Annotated in this window: 24 protein-coding genes and 1 tRNA gene; 14 read left to right on the top strand and 11 right to left on the bottom strand. The window is 65.0% G+C overall.

The annotated features are described in order from the left end of the window. Positions 1 to 14: 14 nt before the first annotated feature. Positions 15 to 1412, bottom strand: a complete 1398-nt coding sequence (gene thrC / locus RIN79_RS05715; protein ID WP_309083665.1) for a threonine synthase — start codon at positions 1410 to 1412, stop codon at positions 15 to 17. Between the two features lie 131 nt (positions 1413 to 1543). Between thrC and RIN79_RS05720 the strand changes: the two genes are divergently transcribed. Continuing rightward, a complete protein-coding gene (locus tag RIN79_RS05720) occupies positions 1544 to 2095 on the top strand; it encodes a hypothetical protein (RefSeq protein ID WP_309083666.1) in 552 nt (183 codons plus the stop codon). 37 nt (positions 2096 to 2132) lie between these two features. On the opposite strand, the gene RIN79_RS05725 is transcribed toward RIN79_RS05720, so the two are convergent. Further along, a complete protein-coding gene (locus tag RIN79_RS05725) occupies positions 2133 to 2819 on the bottom strand; it encodes an HAD family phosphatase (RefSeq protein ID WP_309083667.1) in 687 nt (228 codons plus the stop codon). A 196-nt stretch (positions 2820 to 3015) separates the two neighbouring features. Between RIN79_RS05725 and RIN79_RS05730 the strand changes: the two genes are divergently transcribed. Both RIN79_RS05730 and RIN79_RS05735 read left to right on the top strand, forming a co-directional pair. After that, positions 3016 to 4149 carry a site-specific DNA-methyltransferase gene (locus RIN79_RS05730; RefSeq protein WP_309083668.1) on the top strand — a complete coding sequence of 378 codons (1134 nt, stop codon included), beginning with the start codon at positions 3016 to 3018 and terminating at the stop codon, positions 4147 to 4149. A gap of 78 nt (positions 4150 to 4227) precedes the next feature. After that, positions 4228 to 5181: an alpha/beta hydrolase gene (locus RIN79_RS05735; RefSeq protein ID WP_309083669.1), complete on the top strand. Its 954-nt coding sequence runs from the start codon at positions 4228 to 4230 to the stop codon at positions 5179 to 5181. On the opposite strand, the gene RIN79_RS05740 is transcribed toward RIN79_RS05735, so the two are convergent. Both RIN79_RS05740 and mutY read right to left on the bottom strand, forming a co-directional pair. After that, positions 5129 to 5740: an HAD family phosphatase gene (locus RIN79_RS05740; RefSeq protein ID WP_309083670.1), complete on the bottom strand. Its 612-nt coding sequence runs from the start codon at positions 5738 to 5740 to the stop codon at positions 5129 to 5131. The two genes, RIN79_RS05735 and RIN79_RS05740, sit on opposite strands and share 53 nt — an antisense overlap. Next, a complete protein-coding gene (mutY, locus tag RIN79_RS05745) occupies positions 5737 to 6846 on the bottom strand; it encodes an A/G-specific adenine glycosylase (RefSeq protein ID WP_309083671.1) in 1110 nt (369 codons plus the stop codon). Before mutY ends, RIN79_RS05740 begins: the two co-directional genes overlap by 4 nt. A 57-nt stretch (positions 6847 to 6903) precedes the next feature. On the opposite strand from mutY, the gene RIN79_RS05750 reads away from it, so the two are divergent. The 4 genes from RIN79_RS05750 (at position 6904) to RIN79_RS05765 (ending at position 12237) form a co-directional block, all read left to right on the top strand. Next, positions 6904 to 7422 carry a DciA family protein gene (locus tag RIN79_RS05750; RefSeq protein ID WP_309083672.1) on the top strand — a complete coding sequence of 173 codons (519 nt, stop codon included), beginning with the start codon at positions 6904 to 6906 and terminating at the stop codon, positions 7420 to 7422. A 110-nt stretch (positions 7423 to 7532) separates the two neighbouring features. Beyond that, complete coding sequence (locus RIN79_RS05755) at positions 7533 to 8213, top strand: DsbA family protein (RefSeq protein WP_309083673.1); 681 nt, start codon at positions 7533 to 7535, stop codon at positions 8211 to 8213. A gap of 48 nt (positions 8214 to 8261) precedes the next feature. After that, entirely contained in the window at positions 8262 to 11720 is a 3459-nt protein-coding gene (gene smc / locus RIN79_RS05760; RefSeq protein ID WP_309083674.1) for a chromosome segregation protein SMC, read from the top strand. 106 nt (positions 11721 to 11826) lie between these two features. After that, complete coding sequence (locus RIN79_RS05765) at positions 11827 to 12237, top strand: hypothetical protein (protein ID WP_309083675.1); 411 nt, start codon at positions 11827 to 11829, stop codon at positions 12235 to 12237. A 3-nt stretch (positions 12238 to 12240) separates the two neighbouring features. Here RIN79_RS05765 and RIN79_RS05770 read toward each other — a convergent pair whose 3' ends face one another. Further along, positions 12241 to 12588, bottom strand: coding sequence for a VOC family protein (locus RIN79_RS05770; protein ID WP_309083676.1), 348 nt, complete (start codon positions 12586 to 12588; stop codon positions 12241 to 12243). A gap of 217 nt (positions 12589 to 12805) precedes the next feature. On the opposite strand from RIN79_RS05770, the gene ppdK reads away from it, so the two are divergent. Further along, complete coding sequence (gene ppdK, locus RIN79_RS05775; RefSeq protein WP_309083677.1) at positions 12806 to 15475, top strand: pyruvate, phosphate dikinase; 2670 nt, start codon at positions 12806 to 12808, stop codon at positions 15473 to 15475. Between the two features lie 75 nt (positions 15476 to 15550). Here ppdK and RIN79_RS05780 read toward each other — a convergent pair whose 3' ends face one another. Then, on the bottom strand, positions 15551 to 15913 hold the full coding sequence (locus RIN79_RS05780) for a hypothetical protein (RefSeq protein ID WP_309083678.1): 363 nt from the start codon (positions 15911 to 15913) through the stop codon (positions 15551 to 15553). 170 nt (positions 15914 to 16083) lie between these two features. Between RIN79_RS05780 and RIN79_RS05785 the strand changes: the two genes are divergently transcribed. Continuing rightward, on the top strand, positions 16084 to 16890 hold the full coding sequence (locus tag RIN79_RS05785; protein ID WP_309083679.1) for a DUF1499 domain-containing protein: 807 nt from the start codon (positions 16084 to 16086) through the stop codon (positions 16888 to 16890). On the opposite strand, the gene RIN79_RS05790 is transcribed toward RIN79_RS05785, so the two are convergent. Beyond that, positions 16861 to 17769 (bottom strand): MBL fold metallo-hydrolase, encoded by a 909-nt coding sequence (locus RIN79_RS05790; protein WP_309083680.1) that lies wholly within the window; start codon positions 17767 to 17769, stop codon positions 16861 to 16863. The two genes, RIN79_RS05785 and RIN79_RS05790, sit on opposite strands and share 30 nt — an antisense overlap. Before the next feature lie 103 nt (positions 17770 to 17872). On the opposite strand from RIN79_RS05790, the gene RIN79_RS05795 reads away from it, so the two are divergent. The 3 genes from RIN79_RS05795 (at position 17873) to RIN79_RS05805 (ending at position 19770) form a co-directional block, all read left to right on the top strand. Beyond that, the gene (locus RIN79_RS05795; RefSeq protein WP_309083681.1) at positions 17873 to 18475 is read left to right on the top strand and encodes a biotin transporter BioY; all 603 of its coding nucleotides are present in this window, start codon (positions 17873 to 17875) and stop codon (positions 18473 to 18475) included. 80 nt (positions 18476 to 18555) lie between these two features. Further along, a complete protein-coding gene (gene galE, locus RIN79_RS05800; protein ID WP_309083682.1) occupies positions 18556 to 19545 on the top strand; it encodes a UDP-glucose 4-epimerase GalE in 990 nt (329 codons plus the stop codon). A 150-nt stretch (positions 19546 to 19695) separates the two neighbouring features. Beyond that, positions 19696 to 19770: transfer RNA gene (locus RIN79_RS05805), tRNA-Gln, on the top strand. A gap of 111 nt (positions 19771 to 19881) precedes the next feature. Here the strand turns inward: RIN79_RS05805 and RIN79_RS05810 are convergent. Further along, the gene (locus RIN79_RS05810; protein WP_309083683.1) at positions 19882 to 20487 is read right to left on the bottom strand and encodes a hypothetical protein; all 606 of its coding nucleotides are present in this window, start codon (positions 20485 to 20487) and stop codon (positions 19882 to 19884) included. A 549-nt stretch (positions 20488 to 21036) separates the two neighbouring features. Here RIN79_RS05810 and RIN79_RS05815 point away from each other — a divergent pair. Further along, complete coding sequence (locus tag RIN79_RS05815) at positions 21037 to 21921, top strand: DUF2793 domain-containing protein (RefSeq protein ID WP_309083684.1); 885 nt, start codon at positions 21037 to 21039, stop codon at positions 21919 to 21921. Next, complete coding sequence (locus RIN79_RS05820) at positions 21900 to 22115, top strand: hypothetical protein (RefSeq protein WP_309083685.1); 216 nt, start codon at positions 21900 to 21902, stop codon at positions 22113 to 22115. Before RIN79_RS05815 ends, RIN79_RS05820 begins: the two co-directional genes overlap by 22 nt. Before the next feature lie 21 nt (positions 22116 to 22136). On the opposite strand, the gene RIN79_RS05825 is transcribed toward RIN79_RS05820, so the two are convergent. From RIN79_RS05825 to RIN79_RS05835, 3 genes are all read right to left on the bottom strand, one after another. Continuing rightward, on the bottom strand, positions 22137 to 22565 hold the full coding sequence (locus RIN79_RS05825; RefSeq protein WP_309083686.1) for a type II toxin-antitoxin system VapC family toxin: 429 nt from the start codon (positions 22563 to 22565) through the stop codon (positions 22137 to 22139). Beyond that, entirely contained in the window at positions 22547 to 22813 is a 267-nt protein-coding gene (locus tag RIN79_RS05830) for a type II toxin-antitoxin system prevent-host-death family antitoxin (RefSeq protein ID WP_309083687.1), read from the bottom strand. Before RIN79_RS05830 ends, RIN79_RS05825 begins: the two co-directional genes overlap by 19 nt. A 73-nt stretch (positions 22814 to 22886) precedes the next feature. Next, complete coding sequence (locus tag RIN79_RS05835) at positions 22887 to 24248, bottom strand: phosphomannomutase/phosphoglucomutase (RefSeq protein ID WP_309083688.1); 1362 nt, start codon at positions 24246 to 24248, stop codon at positions 22887 to 22889. Positions 24249 to 24296 lie beyond the last annotated feature (48 nt).

Here is a 24296-nt window from a genome sequence, read left to right on the forward strand (position 1 = left end):
TGCTACTCGCTTTCCTATCCTCCCGCCCGAACCCGGCGGCCGATGTGATCTTTCACCATTTTGAGGTCCGAGGGAAGGACCGTGAACCTCTCTTCGGCGCGCATCATCCCGTCGAGCCAAGCCGGAAGGGCGGGGGAGAGGCCGCAGGCCTCGAGAACGGATTCCGGGAATTTCGCCGGATGCGCCGTCGCAAGAACGATCATCGCCTCGCCGGGCCTTGCCTTGGCGCGGGCCACCGTCAACGCGGTGGCCGTGTGCGGATCGGCCACATAACCGTTCCGTTCCGCCACCTCCCGCATCGTCGCGGCGGTTTCCGGCATGCTTGCGCGCCCGGCGCCGAACTCGGCGCGGATGCGCGAAAGCGTGTCTTCCCTGACCGTGAAGCTGCCCGACTGCGTCAGCCCGTCCATATAGGCGCGGACCTCCTCCGCCTTCCTTCCGGATGCCTCGAAGAGCAGCCGCTCGAAGTTCGAAGATATTTGAATATCCATCGATGGCGAAGTTGTGGCGATAACGGGGCGGGTGCCGTATTCGCCGCTCTCCAGCGTCCGCGCCAGGATGTCGTTCTCGTTGGTGGCGATGATCAGCCGGTCGATGGGCAGGCCCATGCGCTTGGCGGCGTAACCCGCGAAGATATCGCCGAAATTTCCGGTGGGGACGGTGAAGGAGACGGGCCGATCCGGCGCGCCCAGCGAAAGTGCGGAGGTGAAGTAGTAGACGATCTGGGCCATGATGCGCGCCCAGTTGATCGAGTTCACACCGGAGAGCGAGACGCGGTCGCGAAAGGCGTGGTCATTGAAAAGGCCCTTCACCAGCGCCTGGCAGTCGTCGAACGTGCCCTCGACGGCGAGCGCCTGGACATTGGCCACGCCCGAAGTGGTCATCTGCCGCTGCTGCACGGGAGAGATGCGCCCGTGCGGGAAGAGGATGAAGACCTCGGCACGGCTCGATCCTTTGAAGGCATGGATGGCCGCCCCTCCCGTGTCGCCGGAGGTGGCGCCCACGATGGTCACGCGCCGGCCGCGCTCGGCAAGCACGTGGTCCATGATGCGCGCCAGGAACTGCATGGCCACGTCCTTGAAGGCAAGGGTAGGGCCATGAAACAGCTCGAGGATGAATTCGCTCGGGCCGCTCTGCTGCAGCGGGCACACGGCGCTGTGCCGGAAGGTGGCATAGCTCTCATCGATGATGCGCCTCAGCACCGCGTCGGGGATTTCGCCGGCCACGAAGGGCTCGAGAACGGCGAAGGCGACCTCGGCATAAGGCCGGCCGCGCAAGGCGCGCATCTCCTCCGGCGAAAAGCGCGGCCACTCGCGCGGAACGTAAAGTCCGCCGTCGCGGGCAAGGCCGAGGAGAAGCACCTCGCAGAAACCCAGCACCGGCGCTTCGCCGCGTGTGCTCACATAGTCCATCGCAAGTCCCTATTGGGTTCCAGGTTCCACCGGGAGCGGGAGAAAACAGCAATCGCCCAGTCGAAATTTCGTTGCGCCGTGATATAGAACAGCCACCTTGTAACAGGAAAGTCCAGATCGGGGGCACCCAATTGCGTAACAGCATTTTTGCAGCGGGGCTCGGCCTCGCCGGTTCAGTTCTGCTCTCAGCCTGCCAGCCCGGCGGTGCGCCACTGGCGGGCCTCGGCGGCCCGGCGGCCGAGCCGCCCGCGGGCGCGGTGCGCGAAAGCGAACTCAGGGCCTTTTGCCCGCCGGTGACGCTCAGGGACGGCACGGCGTTCCACACCACCTATGAAGGCGGCGCCGAAGGCGACCCGGACCGTGTCGTCTATCTTTCCTCGATCGGCGAGACCACCCGCGCCTGCAAATATGGGCAGGGAGCGGGCTCGATAACAGTGGCTATCGCCGGAAAGGTGGTACCCGGACCGAGGGGCCGCACCGGCAATGTGACGATGCCGATCCGCGTCGTGCTTCTGCGCGGATCCGATGTGATCTCCACGCAGCTCTACCGGCACCCGGTCACGATCAGGGATACCGCCGGAGCCACGCAGTTCATCCTGAACGTGCCGGACATCCCCGTGCCGGGCGGCATCGACCGCGGCGTGCAGGTGATGGTCGGCTTTGACGCGGGCGGCGGGCGGTAGGCAGTTGCTCAGAGGGTCGGGTAGAGATCTGGGGTCCTTACCCCTCCGACCACTCGGACAACGCGGCGATCGTTTTTCCGAGGTCGGCCATGCGGCTGACCGTCGTCTCGGCCCCCGCTTCCATCAGCATGGCGGCGTGCCCCGGATGGCTGTGGGAGGCGCCGGTGAAGCCGATCACGCGCATTCCGGCGGCGATGGCGCCTGAAATCCCGTGCACGGAATCCTCGATGACAATGGTGCGGGCGGGCTCCGCGCCCATCTTTTCCGCGGCATAGAGGAAGACGTCGGGTGCCGGCTTCGGCCGCTTGCTTGGCGTTGCCAGCGACGAGAAGATGACGCCCTCAAAGAGCGGCGCGAGGCGCGTGCGCTCGAGCATGGCGGCGATGCGCTCCTCGCTGGAATTCGAGCAGATGCATTTCTTCACCGGGAGCGATGCTACGGCTTGGGCGACGCCCTCGATGGCTTTCACCTCGGCCCGGAGCCGCTCGTCCACCTTCGCCTCCGCCCGGTCGAGCAGCGACGCCTGGAACAGCATCTGTGCCTCCTTCTCGATGCGCATCATGATGTCGCGGAAGGTGAGGCCGGAATAGCGCTCGGCCAACTCCTCCGCCGTGATGTCGTGGCCCGCCTCGCGCAGCATTTCCGCTTCGACGCGGGCGGCGACGATTTCCGAATCGACCAGCACGCCGTCGCAATCAAAAATGACGAGATCGGGTTGAGGCATGGCTGAAAGCTCTTTTTCGGGGAGGAGTGGGAGGAGGTGAAGGCTTAGCCCCGAAGCGGCGGCGGATCAACCTCTCGCCGCGGCGGGGCACCTGCTGCTGCAGGGGCCTGCGCGCGCTTTCGGCTGCCTCTTACGGAATGTTTACGCTCTTCGGTAACCATAACGGCGGGTAAAGAGTTTTCGTTGGGGTGTGTGTATGTCCGCTTTGCGTCCTCTTGAGGAACTGTCTTCGCTTGCCGCCAGGCCCGATTGGCTGGACACGATCCTGAGAGGGGACTGCGTCGCCGCCCTCGAGCGTCTGCCGGAGAAGTCGGTCGACCTGATCTTCGCCGACCCGCCCTACAACCTGCAGCTCGAAGGGGCGCTCCACCGTCCGGACCAGTCGCTGGTCGACGCAGTCGACGACGAGTGGGACCAGTTCGAAAGCTTTGCCGCCTACGACGCCTTCACCCGCGCCTGGCTGCTTGCGGCCCGCCGCGTATTGAAGCCCAACGGGACGATTTGGGTGATCGGCTCCTACCACAACATCTTCCGCGTCGGCGCGATCATGCAGGATCTGGGATTCTGGATGCTGAACGACATCGTCTGGCGCAAGACCAATCCGATGCCGAACTTCCGGGGCCGCCGCTTCCAGAACGCGCATGAGACGATGATCTGGGCTTCGCGCGACCGCAGCGCCAAAGGCTATACCTTCAACTACGAGGCCATGAAGGCGGCCAATGACGACCTGCAGATGCGCTCGGACTGGCTGTTTCCCCTCTGCACCGGCAAGGAGCGCCTGAAGAAGTCGGACGGCAGCAAGCTGCATCCGACGCAGAAGCCGGAGGCGCTGCTCGCCCGCGTCATCCTGTCGTCCAGCCGGCCGGGCGACGTCGTGCTCGACCCGTTCTTCGGCTCCGGCACCACGGGCGCGGTGGCAAAACGCCTGGGGCGCCACTATGTCGGAATCGAGCGCGATCCGGACTATATAGCCGCGGCCGAGGCGCGGATCGCCGCGGTGGAGCCGTTGGGCGAGGCGGCTCTTGCGCCAATGGCCGCCAAGCGGGACGAGCCTCGCGTGGCCTTTGTCAGTCTTGTCGATTCCGGACTGGTGAAGCCGGGGACACAGCTCTTCGACAGGAAGAAGCGGTGGGCGGCGAGTGTGCGTGCAGACGGCACCATCGCCATCGGCCACGACACGGGGTCGATCCACCGTCTTGGCGCCCGCGTGCAGGGGCTGGACGCGTGCAACGGGTGGACGTTCTGGCATTTCGAGGATGGCGGCGCCCTGCGGCCCATCGACGAGTTGCGCAAGACGGCGCGCCTGGCAATGGCGGGCGTCGGCGCCTGAGCGGCAGGAACTGACAGGAGGCTTAGGAACGGCCTCGGCGCGCCCTCGTTTCGAGGAGGGTTTCGCAAGGAGGCATTTATGGCCAGCCAGACGTCAGGGCACGGCGCACCCGATATGCGCGCCGTGAGGCACAAGACGGTCGAGATCGACGGCACGAAGATCTTCTACAGGGAGGCTGGAGCGCTGGACGCGCCGGCCATTCTGCTGCCGCACGGCTATCCCTGTTCTTCCTACGAGTTCCGCAACTTCATGCCGGCCCTGGCGGACCGGTGGCGGCTCGTGGCGCCGGATTTTCCCGGCCAGGGCTACAGCGATACGCCGGAAGATTTCGATTACAGCTTCGACGGTTACACGCGTTTTCTGAATCGCTTCGTCGACGCGATGGGGATGGAGCGCTTCGCCATTTATCTGCATGACTACGGCTCGCAGATCGGCCTGCGGCTCGCTATCGCCGCGCCGGAGCGCATCACGGCTCTGATCATCCAGAACGGCGACATCTACGAGGATGCACTGGGCCCCAAATATGCGGGGCTAGAAGCCCATTTCGCTGACCCGACAGCTGAATCGCGGGAGAAGCTGCGGGCCGCCGTGAGCGAGGAGGGGTACCGCGACGAGTTCCTGAACGACGTGCGCGAGGACCTTGCCGCGCTGATCCCGCCGGATCTTTGGAAGCTGCACTGGTCGCTCACCACACCCAGGCGGCGGGAGATCGCGCTCGGGCTGATGGAGGGTCTGAAGGAGAATCTCGACTGGTTCCCGCGTTACCAGGCCTATATGCGCGAGCACCAGCCCTCGGCGCTGATCGTGTGGGGGCCGCAGGACGGCTATATGCCGGAGGCATCGGCCCGCGCCTATCTGCGCGATCTACCCAATGCCGAACTGCATCTGCTCGACGGCGGCCATTGGCTGCTTGAGACTTGCCTAGATGAGGTCATCGCGCTGGTCCGCGATTTCCTGGACCGCGTGCACGGGAACGACGCTATGCCGCAATCCCGAACCGGCGCAGATCCTCACGCAGCTTCCCGGCATTGACGAACTGCACCGCCCGCCAGCCGGCAGCTTCTGCCCCGGCCACGTTCGGCGCGCTGTCGTCGATGAACAAGGTGCCCGAGGGTTCGAGACCGAAGGTCCCGGCATGGAGGTCATAGATGGCGCGGTCGGGCTTTATGAGCCCGACCTCGCCCGACACGGTGACGCCGCGCGGCCGGTTGAGGAAGGGGAAACGCTTGCGTGCTTCGGCGAATGTGTCGGCGGCGAAATTGGTGAGCATCGTCACGTCATGGCCGGCATCGATGAGGCTTTCCAGGACGGCTACCGAATCGTCGTAGGCGTGCGAGACCATCTCGTGCCAGTGCCGGCGGAAGGCGCGGATATTCTCCTCGTGATCCGGATGGAGGGCGATCAGCGCCGCTTCGGCCTCGGGCCAGCCGCGTCCGCGATCCTGCTCTAGGTTCCATTCGTGGGTGCAGACATTCTGGAAGAACCAGCGCCGCTCCGCCTCGTCGGGAATGATGCGGGAAAAGGGGATCTCGGGATCGTAGTGGACCAGAACCTTGCCGATATCGAAGACGATATGCCGGATTTCGCTCATCGAATTTTCGCTCTTCTTGCCTTGCTGGCGCCGGGAATGGCCGCTTCGATGGCCTTTTTCATGACGGTCGGCAAGGCCTCCTGAAAAAGCGTATCGCGCGCCGACCACCAATGGCCGGACGGTGCAGGGCCTTCGACGGCGGCTCTGTAGATGGAAAGGTGGAGCGCGAAATGGGTGAAGACATGCCTCACCACCCCGCAGCTTTGCCATGCCGCCGGGAAAGGGGCGGCGGTGACGTCATCGGCGCCGTCCTGACGCGCGGTCCAGGCGCTGGTCGGCACCTCGGTCATCCCGCCAAGGAGGCCAGTCTCCGGCCGCCTACGCAGAAGGACAGCCCCGTCCGGACGAACCGCGATGAAAGCCGCGCCCAGCCGGAGCGGCTTTTCCGCTTTCTCTGCCTTTATTGGGAAGCGCTCCTGCGCGCCGAGCGCGCGCGCCGTGCAGCGATATGACATGGGGCAGAGGATGCAGGAGGGTCGGCGCGGCGTGCAGATCGTGGCGCCCAAATCCATCATGGCCTGGGCGAAGTCGCCCGGCCGCGCCTCGGGAACCATGGCCTGCACGATCTTCTTGATCTGGGCTTTAGCGCCGGGGAGGGGCGTCTCGATGGCCGCGAGCCTCGTCACCACGCGCTCGACATTGCCGTCCACCACCGCCGCCGGCCGGCCAAAGGCGATGGCGGCTACAGCCGCCGCCGTATAGTCGCCGATGCCGGGCAGCGCTCGCAAGCCCGCCTCGGTATCCGGAAAGACACCGCCATGGCGCGTGGCCACCTCTTCGGCGCATTTCTTGAGATTGCGTGCGCGGGAATAGTAGCCAAGGCCCGCCCAGGCCTTCATCACGTCGTCGGTTTCCGCGGCCGCCAGGGCGGCGACTGTCGGCCACTGGGCGAGGAATTTTTCGAAGTAGGGCTTCACCGCGCCGATAGTGGTCTGCTGCAGCATGACCTCCGACAGCCAAACCCTATATGGGTCGGGACGGCGACCTTGGCGCAGAGCCTCCGGCGGCAGGCGCCAGGGCAGGCGGCGCTGATGCCGGTCGTACCAGGCAAGCAGCGCGCTGGTAAGGGAGCTGGTTGTTCCCAGTTGCGGCGCTTCCGCCGTCATTCCCTGTGTCATCGCCTGCCGCAATGCGATAGGTTCCATCCTGAAGAGGACCAGCACATGGCAGGGAAGATGCGCGCGGGCAACCCCGTTCCGGTAAGCGATTTGGCGAGCCAGCTTCTCGACCCCGTCCTGCGGCGCCGGGCGGGTCTCTCCATCGACCTCGTCCACTCCTGGCCGGAGATAGTCGGCGAGCGCCTCGCCTCGCGCACGCGGCCCGAAAAGATCGCCTGGCCGCGCCGGCACCATGAAGACGACCCCTTTGAGCCGGCGACCCTCGTCATCGCCTGTGAAGGGCCCGCGGCCCTTCACCTGCAGCACGAGACGACGGAGATCATCGCACGCGCCAACGCGTTCCTTGGCTTTGCCGCCATCGGGCGCGTGAAGATCGTGCAGAAGCCCGTCGCGCCCGTTCCATCCGAGAAGCCGAAGGCTCCCCGTGCCCTGACGGCAGCGGAGCGGGAAAGGCTTGCCAGCCTTACCGGCAAGATCGAGGACGAGGGATTGCGCGCGAGCCTTGAAAGACTGGGCGCGAGCGTCCTTGGATCGCGCAGGGCACCGCCGCTCGCGAAACCGTGAGCGGCGGCCCGTAATTAGTATTTGGCCGCAGGCCTGCCTTGCCTTATTTCAGGTCCACTCTTCGCTACGACAAGGAAGAGCTAGGCTTTGCAGAACCTTGGGTGATTCGCATGACTGAACTGACGACGCGCAGGCGCCTTCTCATGACGGCAGCGGCTCTTCCGGCCCTCTCGCTGCTTGCCGCCTGTGGCGAGCAGGCGGGCGAGGCGCAGGCGCAGGAGAGCGGAACCCAGGCTCCCGAACCCGCTGGTACGGTCGACATGGAGGAGCTGCTGAAACCCGGCCCGCTGCCCGAACAGGCCCAGGGCCCGGAGGACGCGCCGGTCACCATCGTGGAATATGCCTCGATGACCTGTCCGCACTGCGCGCATTTCCACGAGACGACCTATCCGGCGCTCAAGGAGAAATACATGGACGCGGGCAAGGTGCGTTTCATCCTGCGCGAATTCCCCTTCGACCCGCGCGCCGAGGCGGCCTTCATGCTCGCCCGCTGCTCGGATAACAAGTATTTTGCGATGGTGGATGTGCTGTTCAAGCAGCAGAACAATTGGGCGGGCGTTCAGGACGCGCGGACGGCACTTCTCAATATTGCCAAGCTTGCAGGTTTTACACAGGAGTCCTTCCAGGCTTGCTTGACGGACCAGAAGCTTCTGGATGATGTGAGAGCCGTGCGCGCGCGCGGCGCCGAGTTCAACGTGGATTCGACGCCCACCTTCTTCATCAACGGCCAAAGATACGCGGGGGCCATGTCGATTGAGCAGATGTCGGCCATCATCGATCCCCTGCTTTAGGACGCTCCGTAGCGGCAAGCCCGCGATTGCGCGCGGGGGCCTGCGCGCATGAAGTTTACAAAGCTCCGCCTTCTCGGCTTCAAATCCTTCGTCGAGCCGGGCGAATTTGTGATCGAGCCTGGGCTGACCGGCGTCGTCGGGCCCAATGGCTGCGGAAAGTCCAACCTGGTCGAGGCGCTGCGCTGGGTGATGGGCGAAAGCTCATACAAGAACATGCGCGCCTCCGGGATGGACGACGTGATCTTTTCCGGCTCCGCCACAAGACCGGCGCGCAACACGGCGGAAGTCACGCTTTTCCTCGACAACAGCGACCGCACCGCGCCGCCCGCCTTCAATGATGGTGATGAGCTGCAGGTCTCGCGCCGCATCGAGCGCGAGGCGGGTTCCGTCTACCGCATCAACGGGAGGGAGGCGCGGGCACGCGACGTGCAGCTTCTCTTCGCCGACCAGTCGACCGGCGCGCGCTCGCCCTCCATGGTGGGTCAGGGGCGCATTGGCGAGCTGATCCAGGCCAAGCCGCAGGCGCGCCGCGCCCTGCTGGAGGAGGCTGCGGGCATTTCTGGCCTGCATACGCGCCGCCACGAGGCGGAGCTGCGCCTGCGCGCTGCCGAGCAGAACCTCGAACGGCTCGACGACGTGGTGCGCGAGCTGGAAACCCAGATCGAGAGCTTAAAGCGCCAGGCGCGCCAGGCCGCGCGCTTCAAGAACCTTTCCGCCGATATCCGCAAGGCCGAGGCCATCCTTCTCCACCTGCGCTGGAGCCAGGCCAAGGAGCAGGAGGCCGATGCCAGATCAGCCCTGTCGCAGGCGACGGCGCTCGTGGCCGAGCGGGCCACCGAGCAGATCGAGGCGGCAAAGCAGCAGATGATCGCCGCCAAGCGCCTGCCCGAACTGCGCGAGGCGGAAGCCGCCGCCGCGGCAGCGCTGCAGCGGCTGACCATCGCGCGCGCTCAGGTCGAGGAAGAGGCGCGCCGCGTGCGCGAGCGCGTGGCGGAGCTGACGAAGCGGATCGACCAGCTCAATGCCGATATCGCGCGCGAGGAGCAGATGATCCGCGACAATGCGGATGTCCTGCATCGGCTTGAGGCGGAGGAGCGTTCTCTGCGCGACGCCGAAGTGGGTGGCGGAGCCCGCGAGGCGGACTTGCGCGCCGCACTTGAACGGGCGGGCGCCGAATTGGCCGAGAAGGAGGGCGCGCTGTCGACGCTCACCTCTGCGAAGGCCGAGGCGGTGGCGCTGCGCTCCCAGGCCGAGCGCGCGGTGCGGGAAGGGGCCGAGCGAAGGGATCGCCTTGCGCGCCAGCTTGAGGCCGCTGACCGCCAGCTGGGCGAGATTGCCGAGCGGATCGGGAGCCTGCCGGACCCGGCCGAAAGGCGCGTCGCGCTGGAGGAAGCCGTCGCAGCGCAGGAACAAGCCGAGGCAGCGGTAGCCGGCGCGGAGAAGGCGGTGAGCGAGGCGCGCGCGGCGGAAAGCGCCGCGCGGCCGCCGGTGGCGGAAGCGCGCGCCGAATTGCAGCGCATCGAGACCGAGGCGAGGACGCTCGCCAAGGTGCTGAATGCCGGCGGCAACGACCTCTTTCCTGCCGTCCTGGAGCAGGTTCATGTGGAGCGCGGCTTCGAGACGGCGCTTGGCGCAGCCCTCGGCGAGGATCTCGATGCGCCACTCGACCCGGCGGCCCCGGCCCACTGGGCGGGCGTTGACGGCGCCGGCGACGATCCGGCGCTTCCGGAAGGTGTGCGGGCATTGAGCGAAGTGGTGCGGGCGCCGCGCCAATTGGCGCGTCGGCTAGCGCAGATTGGCATCGTCGATGCGGCCGATGGCGCGAGGCTGCGGAAAAGCCTGAAGCCGGGGCAGCGGCTGGTGAGCCACGAAGGCGCGCTCTGGCGCTGGGACGGCTTTACGGCCAGCGCGGACGCGCCCACGGCCGCGGCTCAGCGCCTGGCGCAGAAGAACCGCCTCGCCGAGCTCGACAGCGAGGCCGTTGCCGCCACCAAAAGCCTGCGCGCCGCCGAGGAAGCCCTTGCCGGCGCCGAGGCTCTGGTGAAGTCCTCGGTGGAGGCGGAGCGGAGCGCGCGGGAACGGCTGCGCGAAGGCCAGCGGGCCGTCGGCCTTGCGCGCGATGCGCTGGCCGCCGCGGAGAAGGCTTCGGGCGAGTTGGCGAGCCGCCGAACGGCGCTGGAAGACGCGCGCCTGCGCCTCGCCGACGAGCATGCCGAAGCGCTGAAGGCGGTGGCGGCGGCCGAGGCGGCGCTCGCCACGGCACCCGAAGTCGCCGATCTTCAGGCCCGGCTCGACCGGGTGACGGCGGAAGTCGCCGCGGCTCGTGCCAAGGCAGCCGAGGCGCGCGCGGCCCATGAGGGCTTGAAGCGCGAGGCCGAGGCGCGGCTGCGGCGGCTGGCCGCGATCGCCGAAGAGCGGAAGACCTGGAAATCGCGCGCGGAAAACGCTGACCGGCAGATCGCCGCGCTGTCCGAGCGGCGCGCGGAAGCGGCAGGCGAATTGGAGGCCCTTGCCGAGGCGCCGGAGGAGATCGAGGCACGCGGCCGGGCGCTGCTGACACAGATCGCCGAAGCCGAGCGCCTGCGCAAGGCCGCCGCCGACCGCCTGCAGGAAGCCGAAACCCGCCAGGCCGAGCTCGACAAACATGCGAATGAGGCGGTTCAAGCTCTTGCTTCCGCACGCGAAAGCCGCGTCCGCGCCGAGGAGCGCGAAGCCGCCGCCGAGGAGCGGCGCCGCGATGCCGAGGCGCGCATCCAGGAGGCGCTCGGTGTCCCGCCGCATCTCGTCATCCGTCACGCCGAGCTGAGGCCCGACGAGCCGCTGCCGGACATGGCGGAGGTGGAGCGCCGGCTGGAGCGGCTGAAGATCGAGCGCGAGCGCTTGGGCGCGGTGAACCTTCGCGCCGAGGAGGAGCAGAACGAGCTTTCCGAGCGGCTCAACATGATCGTCTCGGAGCGCGAGGACGTGGTCGAGGCCATCCGCAAGCTGCGCCAGGCGATCCAGAGCCTGAACCGGGAAGGGCGCGAGCGGCTGCTCGGCGCGTTCGATGTGGTGAACGGCCATTTCCAGCGCCTGTTCACGCATCTCTTCGGCGGCGGGACAGCCGAGCTGCAGCTCATCGAGTCTGATGATCCGCTTGAGGCGGGCCTCGAAATCCTCGCCCGCCCTCCGGGCAAGCGCCCGCAGACCATGACCCTTCTGTCAGGGGGTGAGCAGGCCCTGACCGCGCTGGCGCTGATCTTCGCCGTCTTCCTGACCAATCCGGCGCCCATCTGCGTGCTCGATGAGGTGGACGCGCCGCTTGACGACCACAATGTCGAGCGCTTCTGCAACCTGATGGACGAGATGGCGGCCTCCACCGAGACCCGCTTCGTCATCATCACCCACAACCCGATCACCATGGCGCGCATGAACCGGCTCTTCGGCGTGACCATGGCCGAGCAGGGCGTGAGCCAGCTCGTCTCCGTCGACCTGCAGACGGCCGAACGCCTGCGCGAAGCGAGCTGAGCGACCGGCGGGGTGCCGGCCGGCGGGGCAGGCGAGGTACCGTTTTCCCCAGGGTGGACAGACAACAAGCCAAGGCGCAGCTGCACAGCTGGACAGGAGCAGGAGAGTGGACAACCCGACCGGCGCAGTGCAGGCTCTTGCCGAGGAGCTTTCAGCGGCCCTGAAGACGTTTCACCGCGCTCTCATCATGGCGGAGGCCGGCGACGATGAGACGCTGCAGAACCCCTACACACTCCTCTTCGCCACCATTGGCGACCCCCGCTTTGCCTGGACCAGCAGGCTTTCGCAACTCATCGTGCGCTTGGACGAAATGCACGCCGGGAACGAGATCTCGGCTCCGGAGCATCTCCTTCCTTTCCGCGGCGCGGTGGCGCGGCTCCTGGGCGAGGAAGAAGGGGAGGACACGCAATTCCGCCTCCGCTACCTGATCGCGCTCCAGAACGCGCCCGATGTCGCTCTTGCCACCGGCGGGCTGCGCTGCGTGTTCTCAAAGCTGCCAGCGCCCGAAGCGAAATAGCCGCTAGTCCTCGCTCCACACGGCCAGCTCGTTGCCCGCCGGATCGAGGAAGTGGAAGCGTCGCCCGCCGGGGAAGGGGAAGATCGGCTTTACGATGCGCCCGCCGGCCTCCTCGACCCGGCGCAGCGTCTCCTCGAGTTCGTGCGAGTAAAGAACCGGCAGGGGCTTGTCCGTTCCCTCCAGAGGGCTGCCGTAAAACCCTCCGTCCAATCCTTCGCTGAAGGCGGAATAGCTGGGGCCATAGTCGGTGAAGGTCCATGAGAAGGCGTTGGCATAGAATGCCTTCACGTTGTCGAGTGTACTGTTCTTCGCCGGCATTTCCAGATAGTCGAGCTTGCCAGTCTCGCGCATGGCATCCTCCATTTTGTTCTCCAAATGTTCTAGCAGAGTTCGCGGCGGAAGCAAGCGCGAACGCCGCCGGGCGCTGCGCGTGGCAAATGATTGTTCCTAATCGATATTATTGATGGACGGGTGCGCACTCGTCTTGCCAATCCTTTTTGCGCCCCGTATCGCTCGCGGACGCGACCAGAAGGGGCTGGCGCAGCGGCACAGGCCATGAGGAGCGCGCATGACCAAATGGGTCTACAGCTTTGGGGACGGCCGGGCGGAGGGCCGGGCCTCCGACAGGAATCTTCTCGGCGGGAAGGGCGCGAACCTGGCGGAGATGTGCAGCCTGGGCCTGCCAGTGCCGCCCGGCTTCACCATTACCACCGGGGTCTGCACCTACTACTACGCCAATGGCAACAGCTACCCGCCGGAACTCGAGGAACAGGTGAATGCGGCGCTGGAAGAGGTAGGCCGGATCGCCGGGCGCCGTTTCGGCGATCCCGAGCGGCTTCTGCTCGTCTCCGTGCGCTCGGGGGCCCGGGCCTCCATGCCCGGCATGATGGACACCGTGCTCAATCTCGGACTCAACGACGAGACGGTGGAGGCGCTCGCCGGCGATGCTGGCGACGCGCGCTTCGCCTATGACAGCTACCGCCGCTTCATCCAGATGTATGGCGACGTGGTGCTGGGGCTGGACCACGAGGCCTTCGAGGAGATCCTCGCCGACGAGAAGGCGCGGCTGGGCTACGAGGTCGATACCGAGTTCACGGCGGAAGACTGGCGCGAGGTGGTGGCGCTCTACAAGGAGCGGGTAGAAAGCGAGCTCGGAAAACCCTTTCCCCAGGATCCGCGCGAGCAGCTTTGGGGCGCCATCGGCGCCGTTTTCTCGAGCTGGATGAACCCGCGCGCGATCACCTACCGCCGGCTGCACGATATCCCCGAAAGCTGGGGCACGGCAGTGAATGTCCAGGCCATGGTGTTCGGCAATATGGGCGAGAGCTCGGCCACCGGGGTGGCCTTTACGCGCAATCCGTCCACTGGCGACAAGGCGCTTTACGGCGAGTTCCTGGTGAACGCCCAGGGTGAGGACGTGGTGGCGGGCATCCGCACGCCGCAGAACCTGACAGAGGCCGCGCGCCGGGAGGCCGGTTCCGACAAACCGTCGCTCGAAAAGCTGATGCCGGAGGCGTTTGCCTCCTTCGTCGAAATCGCGGAGAAACTCGAGGCACACTACCGCGACATGCAGGATCTCGAATTCACCATCGAGCGCGGCAGGCTGTGGATGCTGCAGACGCGCTCGGGCAAACGCACCACCAAGGCGGCGCTGAAGATTGCCGTCGACATGGCCAATGAGGGGCTGATCGGCCAGGCCGAAGCGGTCTGCCGCATCGACCCGGCCTCGCTCGACCAGCTCCTGCATCCGACGATCGACCCGAACGCCGAGCGGGATATGATCGCGGCGGGCCTTCCGGCCTCGCCGGGCGCGGCGACCGGCGAGATCGTCTTTTCGCCCGACGAGGCCGAGGAGATGGCGGCAGAGGGGCGCAGGGTGATCCTTGTGCGCGTCGAGACCAGCCCGGAAGACATCCACGGCATGCATGCGGCGCAAGGTATTCTCACCACCCGCGGCGGCATGACGAGCCATGCGGCAGTGGTGGCGCGCGGCATGGGGAAGCCCTGCGTGTCCGGCGCGGGCACACTGCGCGTCGACCTTCGCGGCGGTACCATGTCCGCCATGGGCCGCAGCTTCAAGCGCGGCGACGTCATAACCATCGACGGCTCGACGGGGCAGGTGCTTGCCGGCGCGGTCGCCATGCTGCAGCCGGCCCTGTCCGGCGATTTTTCCACCATCATGGGCTGGGCGGATGGCCTGCGCCGCATGAAGGTGCGGGCCAATGCCGAGACGCCGGCGGACGCCCGAACCGCCCGCTCCTTCGGCGCGGAAGGGATCGGGCTTTGCCGCACCGAGCACATGTTCTTCGACGACGAGCGTATTCTTGCCATGCGCGAGATGATCCTGTCGGACACGGAGGCGGAGCGCCGGGCGGCGCTGGCGAAGCTTCTGCCCATGCAGCGCGCGGATTTCGTCGAGCTCTTCGAGATCATGGCCGGACTGCCGGTGACGATCCGGCTGCTCGACCCGCCGCTGCACGAATTCCTTCCCAAGTCGGATGCCGAAATCGCCGAGGTGGCGGCCTCGATGGGGATCGATGCCGAGCGGTTGCGCCAGCGTACAGAGAGCCTGCACGAGTTCAACCCGATGCTCGGCCACCGCGGCTGCCGGCTTGCTGTTTCTTATCCCGAGATCGCGGAGATGCAGTCCCGCGCGATCTTTGAGGCGGCGATCGAGGCGGGGCGGAAGACCGGCGCGCCCGTGGTGCCCGAAATCATGGTGCCACTGGTCGGCATGGCGTCGGAATTGTCCTTCGTGAAGCGGATCATCGAAGAGGTCGCTCGGCAGGTGCTGGAGGAAAGCGGCACGCAGCTCGACTATCTGGTGGGTACGATGATCGAGTTGCCGCGCGCTGCGCTGAACGCGGGGGAGATCGCCGGCGAGGCGGAATTCTTCTCCTTCGGCACCAACGATCTGACCCAGACCACATTCGGCATCTCGCGTGACGATGCGTCGAGCTTCCTGGAGACTTACCGCAAGAAAGGGCTCATCGAGCAGGATCCCTTTGTGACGCTCGATATGGACGGCGTTGGCGCGCTGGTACGGATTGCGGCCGAGCGGGGCAGGGCGGCTCGTGCCGCGATGAAGCTCGGCATCTGCGGCGAGCATGGCGGCGATCCCGCTTCCATCCGCTTCTGCGAGGAGGTAGGCCTGGACTACGTTTCTTGCTCTCCCTTCCGTGTGCCCATCGCCCGGCTGGCAGCCGCTCAGGCAGCTTGCCGGAAGGAAGCGCGCTGAGGCGCAAGTCATAGAGGACGGGAAGCTGACGCCTCTTTGGCGAGCATGGATCTGCTTGAACCTGGCGGCGCGGCCTCACTCGCCCGAGTGGAGGCGCTCCATGACCTCGGCATAGGCGGAGACGATGCGGGCGATCGGCAGCTCGCTCGTCTCGGCCTCCTCCACACGCAGCGGTCCGCCGTTGACCGGCTGAGCGATAATCGCAAGCTTGCGGTCGCCGTCGCTATCCAGCTTGACAGCCGCGACCCAGTCGCAGCCGGCCACGCCACCCATCCGCATGCGGAAAAGCAGGGTGCCGCCGATGCGCTCCAGCGCCTGGCGCACCGCGCCTTCGAAGCCTATCTCCAGGAAATCCTGGTGCCGCAGCGCCAGTTCAAGTTCTACGACCTCCAGGGACGGCGGAGCGACGTCCGAATTGCCCAGGATCTGTGTTGACATTGCCCACCATGACTTTCTCCGTCCCTAACTGGTTGAAAATGCATAAAATCGTCGGGAGTTCCCTTCGGTGCAGAATAATGATGTCGACAAGGGCAGCGGCAGCCGTTCCCATCCTTTGACCCCAACCCGCCGAACCGATAAGAAGCCGGCGCTAGCTTGGCGGAGAGCCGATGACGGCAATATTGGAAGAGCGGCATTCGTCCGCCGCGGAGTGGTCGCGCAGGGTGGGAGCCTTCACCCCCGCCCTTTTCCTGACATCGGCGCTGTCCCATCGTTTCGGCCTCATCGAGACCCTGCCTTTCCTATGGCTTCTCGGGCTGTGCCTTGTCCTGGCTGTTCTCGGTCTCTGCCTTGCCCTCGCCGGTTTCGTGCAGTTCTGGCGGTACGGCTTTGGGGGGCTCGGTTCGGCGGCGCTAGGCGCCGTGCTCTGCCTTGCGACGCTGAGCCCATATGCGGTCTCCGCCTACCGCTTCGCGGTCCACCCGGAACTCTCCGACCTGTCGACCGATCGCTTGCGCCCGCCGCAGCTGGTAGCTGCGGGCGGTTTGCGGTCGCCGCCCATGAATCCGGTGACGGATGCTGGGGCCTCTCCGGCCATGCCGGGGGACTTTCCGGAATTGAGCGGCCGGCGCTACGAACAGGATAGGGAAACGGTAGTGGCCGCGGTGGAGGGCTTGCTGGCTGAGCGCGGGTGGGAGGTGGTCTCCCCCGCGCCGGAAGGAGAGGAGGCGCCGGGCGTTACGATCGAGGCGGTAGCGCGATCCTACCTGCTCGGCTTCCCGTCGGATGTGGCGATTCGCATCGAGGACCGCGCCGATGCCACCCATGTGGATATGCGTTCCGCTTCGCGCTATGGCCGGCACGATCTCGGCGACAATGCGATGCGTATCGAGCGCTTTCTGCGCGACCTCGATCTTCGCATGCAGGGTGTTGCTGCGCCCGAGCCGCTAGGCGAGCCGGAAGATAGCGTCGAGTGATGGCTCACCATCCGCGCTGACGCGGCCCCTGGCCGCCAGATCCTCAAGATGCGCCAGCACCGAGAGCGCTGCCGCGCCATGCAGGCGCGGATCGGTGTCGCGATAGATAGCCTTGACGATCTCGGCGATGGTGCGGTCTCCGGCCGCGATCCGTTGCAGGATCGCGCGCTCGCGCATTTTCCGATGCGCCTTCAGCCCGCGCAGGAATTGCTGCGGACTATTGACCGGACCCCCATGGCCCGGCAGCAGCAGGCGATCCTCGCGCGCGATTAGCCTGTCGAGGGACGCCATATAGTCGGCCATGACGCCGTCCGGCGGCGCGACGACGGTGGTCGACCAAGCCATGACGTGATCGCCGGAAAAGGTGATTCCCGTTCCTTCCAGGGCGAAGGTGCAGTGGTTGGCGGTGTGGCCGGGAGTATGGACGGCGCGGATGGTCCAGCCGCCGCCTGCAACGAGCGCATCGTCGGCCAGGACGATGTCCGGACGGAAATCGAGATCCGCGCTTGCGTCGAGCCGGCTTTCCTCACCGGTCTTGAGCGGCCGCGCCGCCCGGTGCGGCCCTTCGGCCGCGGTCTTCGCGCCGGTAAGTTCAGCGAGCCGGCCTGCGAGCGGCGAGTGGTCGCGATGCGTATGGGTGACGAAGATGTGGGTCACCGGCCGATCGCCGATCGTGCGAAGGAGAGCGTCGAGATGCTCCGGGTCGTCCGGGCCCGGATCGATGACGGCCAGATGTCCCGTGCCGCCGACGATGTAGGAATTCGTGCCGTGGAAGGTGAAGGGGCTCGGATTCTTCGCCGTCAGGCGCTTCACGCCCGGTGCGACCTCGACCGCCCCGCCGTAGCGCGGTTCAAAACGGGTGTCGAAGTCGAGCGCCATTTGTCGAGGTCCCCTGGCATCGCCTGCCGATCGTGTTGCCGCCTATCATGGAAGCGAATATAGAAGAATGCGAATTCGCAGACACAAATCCAATGGAGGCCTCATGTCTCAGGCGATTGCTTCTCGACCGCTCGTATCCCTTGCGCTGCCCGATTCGGGCGCGGGGCGCCTCTTTGCGCAGGCCTTTCTCGTAGTGGCCGGCACGCTGGCGCTCACGCTCTCGGCCAAGATGAAGGTCGTGCTCGGGCCGGTCGACATGTCGCTGCAGACCCTGGCGATCCTGCTGATCGCCGCCTGCTTCGGTTTCCGGCTCGGCGTCGCAACGCTCCTCCTCTATCTGGCGGAGGGGGCAATGGGGCTTCCGGTCTTCCAGAGCACGCCGGAGAAGGGCATCGGCCTTGCCTATATGGCGGGTCCCACCGGCGGCTACCTTGTCGGCTTTGCGGCGATGGCGGCGATTGTCGGCTATGCGGCTGATCGGGGATGGGACCGCAATGTGGTCAAGCTCCTCGGCAGCATGCTTGCAGCCGAGGCGGCGATGATGGCGCTCGGCTTCGGGTGGCTGGCGGTTCTGATCGGCGCCGAGGGCGCCTGGACATTCGGCGTGGTGCCCTTCATCGTGCCGGACCTGATCAAGATCGGGCTGGCGGCCTGCCTCGTGCCGGCGGGATGGGCGGCTCTGCGGGGCCTCGGCGTCGGCCGTTAAACCTTCCTGAAAGCCAGCCGGTGTAGAAAGAAGGCCATGGGCGTAAAGCCCGTGGCCTTTTTGCTTCAATGAGGTTTGCCGTGGCGGTTCTGGTAACGGGCGGCGCCGGCTATATCGGCAGCCATATGGTCTGGGAACTGCTCGACCACGGCGAGGACGTCGTGGTGGTCGACCGCCTGTCCACCGGCTTCGACTGGGCGGTGCCGGACGCGGCGGAACTGGTCGTGGCAGATATCGGCGACCAGGCGCTCGTCGAGGAGGTTCTGAAGCGCCGCGCGGTGGATGCGATCATCCATTTCGCCGGGTCGGTGGTCGTGCCGGACTCGGTGGCCGACCCGCTCGGCTACTATCTGAACAACACGGTCAAATCGCGCGCGCTTATCGAAAGCGCGGTGCGCTGCGGGGTGAAAAACTTCATCTTCTCCTCCACTGCCGCCGTTTACGGCACGCCGCGGACCGACAGGGTCTCCGAGGACGAGCCGCTTCGGCCCGAATCGCCCTATGGCACGTCCAAGCTGATGACGGAGATCATGCTGCGCGACACCGCGGCCGCCCATGACTTCGCCTATACCGCGCTGCGCTACTTCAACGTGTCAGGCGCCGATCCGAAGCTGCGCACCGGCCAATCGACGAAAGGCGCCACGCACCTGATCAAGGTGGCCTGCGAGACGGCGACCGGCAGGCGGCCGCAGATGGAGGTGTTCGGGACGGACTATCCGACGCCCGACGGTACCTGCATACGCGACTACATCCATGTCTCGGACCTGGTGAACGCGCATTACCTGGCGCTGCAGCGCCTCCGCAATGGCGCGCCGAGCCTTGTCGCCAATTGCGGCTATGGCAGGGGGTACTCCGTCTTCGAGGTGATCGATGCGGTGAAGCGCGTCTCCGGCCGGGACTTTCCGGTCGTGCTGAGCGGCCGAAGGCCGGGCGACGCAGTGGCCGTCGTGGCGAGCCCGGAACTTTGCATCGCCGAGCTTGGCTGGGCTCCCGCCCATGACGACCTTGATGGAATCGTCCGCGACGCGTTGCGCTGGGAGGAGAAGCTGGCGCGGCGCAATCGGCAGTGATTTAGCAGGCGGGGAGCTTCAACCAAGTCCCACCCGGCGCTGAAGGAGCCGGCAATACACGCCAGCGGGCCGCTTATTCCTCGTTGCGCCCTATCGCCGAAACCAATATATGAGCGGCTTCGACGGACTTGCCGGCCTCTCGGCTCGCATTGGGGCGTCGCCAAGCGGTAAGGCAGCGGTTTTTGGTACCGCCATTCCCAGGTTCGAATCCTGGCGCCCCAGCCATGCCTGTTTCTATAATAAAATCAATTGATTAGCGGGAGTGCCGAAACCGAAACCGGAACACTTTTCCGGTGCATAAAGCCGGAAAAGTGGAAGGGGGTGGCGCGCCGCCGCTTAATGTGCGTTTCGCGAAATCTCTGCATAATAAAGATAGAGCGACTTCTGCATCATGATTGGCAAGAGTTTCTTAAAAGAATAATAAAAAGATCCCGCCAGTGCGATGAGTAGAAGAAAGACAATAGCCAATCCGATAATAAGTGGAGTAAAAGCATACGCTTCGAAGCCAAAGAAGTTTTGAATAACGTGAGTAGCTAGGTCTAACGAGAAAAACATAAGCGGTAGAATACCAAGTAGTGCGATAAACAGGAGCCCTCCGACCCATGGGTGCGGGCTCCTGTTTCTAATTGGTCCGTAACTCTTCGTCGTCGCCTTTACTGAAACAGCTTTAGATGGGCAGGTTGCAAGGCACTGAACAACCAAGCCATTTTTCGGTGGGATGTAGTCGAAGCTTAGAACTAAGCTCGTGAAGGCATCTTCCCCGTTTGAAAGAGCGTATTCCCCATTGTAGTCGTCCGCTTCTGCTATTTGAGCCTTGACAATCATTGGCTGCTCAAATCCGGCTTCGCGTAGCGTTATCCTAATTTTTGATCCTTCCGCGAGATGGCCAGGCTCGACGGCAATCGTTCCTTTGTTGTAGATTAAGATCGAAATGAGAAACAAGCTGTCCACCGAAATATTGTGAACGGAAAAATCAATATCGGAGAAACTCCCCACCTTCTATTTAACGAACAACGGCCTCGCAACTGCGTGGTAGTAAAGACGCTGATTAATTGCGTTTTTGCGGTGGGTATATATTGCGAAGAACAGCGAGAAAACGGTGACGGCTACCATCGTGAGCGAGACGGTGGGCGAGTTTACAATAGAAAAATCCATAGCGGCGCAACTCTTTTTTGGTGAACTGTGTATGAAGCTGTTAGGCGCGCGGTTCCACCGTTTGTTTCGCCTCGTCAAGTTACCAGCGTCGTATCACCTCGAAAAGAGGCGCGCGCGGCGGCCGGCCTTGCCAACGCCGGCACCCGTTATGCCGTCTTCTTATTAGCGCCTGAGAACAAAATAGGAACCAACTGCCTTGAGATGTCAAACACAGCGTGGCACTGTTGGCGCCCCAGCCACACCCTTCTCCAGGTAGATGCTAAATTTTTCAGGCGGAATTTATCCCCGCCTCTCAGCGCGCCCATATCCTTCCCTTCGGCCGAAAGAGAGGATGCCATGGACGCGACAGCAAATCTCAACCTTCCCTTCATCATGCCTTCCCAGGCGCAGAAGCATGTGACCCACAACGACGCCCTGCTGCTGCTGGACAGCATCGTGCAGCTTTCGGTTCGCGGCCGGCATGTGGCTGCCCCGCCCGCCGAGCCGCATGCCGGCGACCGCTATATCGTGCCCGCCTCCGCCGGCGGCGAATGGGTCGGACGAGAGGGGAACGTGGCGGCTTTCCAGGATGGTGCCTGGATCTTTCTGGAGCCACGCGCGGGGTGGCAGGCCTGGGTTGCCGACGAAGGCGCGTTCGTTGTCTGGGACGGGACCGGATGGAATTCCTCCACCCCGGCGATTTCGCAGCTGCAGAACCTCGCGCTGCTGGGGATCGGCACGGAGGCGGACGGCCAGAACGTCTTTGCCGCCAAGCTGAACAAGGCGCTGTGGACGGGCAGAACCGCCGCGGAAGGGGGCGATGGCGACTTGCGCTACACGCTGAACAAGGAGGGCGCAGCCAATGTGCTCTCCCTGCTTCTGCAATCGGGCTTTTCGGCACGCGCTGAGCTCGGCCTCATGGGCGCAGACGATTTCTCCCTGAAGGTCAGCTCCGACGGCAGCCTGTGGCGCGAGGCTTTGAAGGTGGACCGCCAGACGGGTATCGCCTCGATGCCGGCCCTGCCGCGCTTCAAGGCTTTTACGAACTACGATAATTATGTGGGGCTGGCGGCCTGGACGAAGATCGGCATCAACCAGGCCGAGTACAATGACCAGAACTGTTCGATGCTGCGAATGGCCGTTTCGTGGCGCCGGTGGCGGGCAGCTATCTCCTCGGTGCCTCGCTGCTCTACAAGGTCAATGCGAGCACGGATGCACGCATGCGCGGCCGGCTCGTTCTGAACGGGACGACCGAAATAAAGGGGGCACTAGGCGAGGTATCGGGTCCACATGAGTCGCTCGCGACCGCCCTGCAGCTTTCCACCATGACGCCGCTGGCCGCCGGCGACACTGTGGAGCTGCAGGGATATTTTCGCGGCGCCGACGGCTATTTCGCCGCCGGACACACCACGTTCTGGGGGGTGAAGGTGGGGTAGCCCAGACGCTGGCGCCTGGGCTCAGCTCCCGCCGGGGGCGGCCCAGGCGGGGGCGAGGTCGGTCTGGGCGAAGTCGTTTCCCTTGAAGAGCAGCGGCAGGTTCCACGTCTTCGCCAACGCATAGGCAAACAGATCGCCGAGATTCAGCGCGGCCGGATGGCCGTTTCCCTTGCCATAGAGGACGAAAGCCTCATAGGCGGCTTTCGCCTCCTCCGGACCGGGAGGGATGATTTCGAAGACGGGGCGCTCGATGAAGCGGTCGAGCGCCAGCACGCCCGCATGCCCCCTGCGGCTGTAAACCACCATCCGCGCCTCCACCACCGAGACCGTGCTGACGAGGACCTTATCCGTTCGCTTGACCAGATCGAGGAAGGGGCCGCATTCCGGCTCGTCGAATTGGATCGCAAGGAGCGCCGATGTGTCGGCGACGATCACTTTGGCAGGCCCCACTCGTCCCATTCGAGCGGATCGAACGCGTCGGGACGGTCGGGAATGCGGTGCATCTCGGCCACGATGGCGTCCAGGAGACGAGCTTCCTCTTCCCGCACCGGCTTCGCGGGTACTTTTCCCGTCTCCTCTGCCTTTACCAGCTTAGCGACGGGCTTGCCCCGGTTGGCGATGATGACTTCCTCGCCGGCCGCAGCGGTCTTCACCAGTTCGGAGAGCCGGTTCTTAGCTTCCAGAATGTTGACCTGCATGGCGCATTTTCCTGATTCTGGCCAACAAGGCTAGGATAGATGGCCAGGAATGTAGAGCGCGTCGCGTGATTTGTCAGCCCCTGGCCTCAATCAGCCCGCGCAGCTCCTGCACCTTTTCGTCCAGGAGCCTCTGGTCTGCCCGCGTCTCGACATTGAGCCGCAGGAGCGGCTCGGTGTTCGAGGCGCGCAGGTTGAAGCGCCAGTCGTCGAAGGCCATGCCGAGGCCGTCGATGGTCTCCAGTTGCGGATTGAAGCGCTGGTAGTGCTCGGCCACGCGCTGCTGCACAGCTTTGGCATCGGCAACGGTGAAGTTGATCTCGCCGGAGCAGGGGAACTTGGCGATACGTTCTTCCAGAAGATCGGCGAGCCGTTCTCCGGTGGCGGAGAGTTCGCAGACCACGTCGAGCCAGGTCAGCATGCCCGAATCACAATAGGCGAAGTCGCGGAAATAATGATGCGCGCTCATCTCGCCGCCGTAGATGGCGTTCTCCTCGCGCATCATCTGTTTGAAATAGGCATGGCCCGTGCGGCAGGGTTTTGCAACGCCGCCGGCGCTTTCCACGACGTCGATCGTGTTCCAGGTGAGGCGCGGATCGTAGAGGATCGTGGCGCCCGGCGCCTTCTTGAGCATGCGCTGCGCGATCATGCCGACGAGGTAATAGCCCTCGACGAAGCGGCCTTTGTGGTCATAGAGGAAGCAGCGGTCGAAATCGCCGTCCCAGGCGATGGCGACGTCGGCGCCATGCTCGACGACCGCCCGGCTCGCCTTCTCACGTTTTTCCGGCAAGAGCGGGTTGGGGACACCGTTGGGAAGCCACGGATTTGGCTCATGGTCGATCTTGATGAAGGTGAAGGGCAGGTGCTTTTCCAAGAGATCGATGATGGGCCCGGCGCAGCCATTGCCGGCATGGCAGACGATCTTCATCGGCTTCAGGTCCTGCCCGGCCACCTCTTCGAGCAGCCGCTCGATATAGGCATTGCGGTCGCACACCGGATGCAGCCTGCCGCGCTCCTCATAGCTCGTCGCGGCGGGAAAAACCGTGTCCGAGCGCATCAGCGTTTCGATGCTGTTGAAGGCGTTGTCGGGCGTGGCGGCCGCCGCGCCCTTCAGCACCATCTTGATGCCGTTGTAATCCGGCGGATTGTGGCTGGCGGTGACCATAAGGCCGGCATCGGCGCCCGAGCGGGCGGTATGGAAGTAGACTTCCTCGGTGCCGCACTGGCCGACGGGCAGCACGTCGACGCCGCTGTCCAAGAGACCCTGCGTCAGCGCGCCGGCAAGGGCCGGACTGTCGAGCCGCATGTCGTGCCCGATGACCACCGCCTTCGTCCCCAGCGCCTCCTTCAGCGCTTGGGCGAAGCGGTAAGCGAAAGGCGTGTTGATTTCCTCCGGAATACGGCCGCGGACATCATAGGCCTTGAAGGGAGCGCTCATGCGACAACTGTCTCCTGGTCTGGCGTGACGGTTTCACTGTTAGAGATG

The organism is Chelativorans sp. (assembly GCF_031180965.1).
Lineage (GTDB): Bacteria > Pseudomonadota > Alphaproteobacteria > Rhizobiales > Rhizobiaceae > Chelativorans.

Excerpts from the sequence above, each read along its gene's own strand:
- RIN79_RS05770 (WP_309083676.1), bottom strand. The coding sequence starts at position 12,588 with ATGCGCGAGACTGGCAAGCTCGACTATCTGGAAATGCCGGCGAAGAAC.
- RIN79_RS05735 (WP_309083669.1), top strand. The coding sequence starts at position 4,228 with ATGGCCAGCCAGACGTCAGGGCACGGCGCACCCGATATGCGCGCCGTG.
- RIN79_RS05820 (WP_309083685.1), top strand. The coding sequence starts at position 21,900 with ATGCGCGGCCGGCTCGTTCTGAACGGGACGACCGAAATAAAGGGGGCA.
- RIN79_RS05785 (WP_309083679.1), top strand. The coding sequence starts at position 16,084 with ATGACGGCAATATTGGAAGAGCGGCATTCGTCCGCCGCGGAGTGGTCG.
- RIN79_RS05750 (WP_309083672.1), top strand. The coding sequence starts at position 6,904 with ATGGCAGGGAAGATGCGCGCGGGCAACCCCGTTCCGGTAAGCGATTTG.
- RIN79_RS05740 (WP_309083670.1), bottom strand. The coding sequence starts at position 5,740 with ATGAGCGAAATCCGGCATATCGTCTTCGATATCGGCAAGGTTCTGGTC.
- RIN79_RS05795 (WP_309083681.1), top strand. The coding sequence starts at position 17,873 with ATGTCTCAGGCGATTGCTTCTCGACCGCTCGTATCCCTTGCGCTGCCC.
- RIN79_RS05815 (WP_309083684.1), top strand. The coding sequence starts at position 21,037 with ATGGACGCGACAGCAAATCTCAACCTTCCCTTCATCATGCCTTCCCAG.
- RIN79_RS05780 (WP_309083678.1), bottom strand. The coding sequence starts at position 15,913 with ATGTCAACACAGATCCTGGGCAATTCGGACGTCGCTCCGCCGTCCCTG.
- RIN79_RS05755 (WP_309083673.1), top strand. The coding sequence starts at position 7,533 with ATGACTGAACTGACGACGCGCAGGCGCCTTCTCATGACGGCAGCGGCT.
- ppdK (WP_309083677.1), top strand. The coding sequence starts at position 12,806 with ATGACCAAATGGGTCTACAGCTTTGGGGACGGCCGGGCGGAGGGCCGG.
- thrC (WP_309083665.1), bottom strand. The coding sequence starts at position 1,412 with ATGGACTATGTGAGCACACGCGGCGAAGCGCCGGTGCTGGGTTTCTGC.
- RIN79_RS05725 (WP_309083667.1), bottom strand. The coding sequence starts at position 2,819 with ATGCCTCAACCCGATCTCGTCATTTTTGATTGCGACGGCGTGCTGGTC.
- mutY (WP_309083671.1), bottom strand. The coding sequence starts at position 6,846 with ATGACGGCGGAAGCGCCGCAACTGGGAACAACCAGCTCCCTTACCAGC.
- smc (WP_309083674.1), top strand. The coding sequence starts at position 8,262 with ATGAAGTTTACAAAGCTCCGCCTTCTCGGCTTCAAATCCTTCGTCGAG.
- RIN79_RS05835 (WP_309083688.1), bottom strand. The coding sequence starts at position 24,248 with ATGAGCGCTCCCTTCAAGGCCTATGATGTCCGCGGCCGTATTCCGGAG.
- RIN79_RS05730 (WP_309083668.1), top strand. The coding sequence starts at position 3,016 with ATGTCCGCTTTGCGTCCTCTTGAGGAACTGTCTTCGCTTGCCGCCAGG.
- RIN79_RS05790 (WP_309083680.1), bottom strand. The coding sequence starts at position 17,769 with ATGGCGCTCGACTTCGACACCCGTTTTGAACCGCGCTACGGCGGGGCG.
- RIN79_RS05830 (WP_309083687.1), bottom strand. The coding sequence starts at position 22,813 with ATGCAGGTCAACATTCTGGAAGCTAAGAACCGGCTCTCCGAACTGGTG.